This window comes from Roseateles sp. P5_E11, from assembly GCF_054049355.1.
The window spans coordinates 1-653 of the sequence record NZ_JBFUMO010001167.1; the positions used below are offsets into that span (position 1 = coordinate 1).

At 68.4% G+C, this 653-nt stretch carries 1 protein-coding gene; it reads left to right on the forward strand.

Annotation, left to right across the window (positions count from 1 at the left end; translation table 11 throughout):
- On the forward strand, positions 1-653 hold a 653-nt coding region (locus ACXJKR_RS34130; RefSeq protein ID WP_457326636.1), incomplete at both ends, for a PmbA/TldA family metallopeptidase.

The following is a 653-nucleotide window of genomic DNA, read 5'->3' on the forward strand; positions in this document are numbered from 1 at the left end:
TGTCTGAGGGCTGCGGCCTGTCGGTATCGGCGCGCCTGGGCCAATTGGAGAACGTCGAGCGCAACCGTGACAAGTCGCTCGGCATCTCGGTCTACCTCGGCCAGCGCCGCGGCAATGCCAGCACGTCGGACTTCTCGCCACAGGCTATCCGCGACACAGTGCGTGCGGCTTACGATATTGCCCGCTTCACGGCCGAGGACGAGTTCGCCGGGCTGCCCGATGCGGCCGACCTGGCGTTGGATGCRACCCAGCGGCCCGAGCTGGATCTCTTCCATCCCTGGTCCGTCGACGCCGCTGCAGCCGCCGAGATTGCGCTGCGCTGCGAGGCCGCTGCCCTTTCCGTGGACAAGCGCATCACCAACAGCGAAGGCGCGGCCGTGTCGGCCCAGCAGTCGCATTTCTGGATGGGCAATACGCGCGGCTTCCGTGGCGGCTATGCCAGCTCGCGGCATTCGCTGTCGGTTGCGCCCATCGCTGGCCGCGGCGCGGGCATGCAGCGCGACGCCTGGTACAGCTCCATGCGCGACGCGGCTGATCTGGCCTCGCCCGAGGCGGTGGGCCGTTACGCGTCGGAGCGTGCTTTGTCGCGGCTGAAGGCACGCAAGGTGGCAACCGCCGAGATCCCGGTGCTGTTCGAGAGCACGGTGGCCATC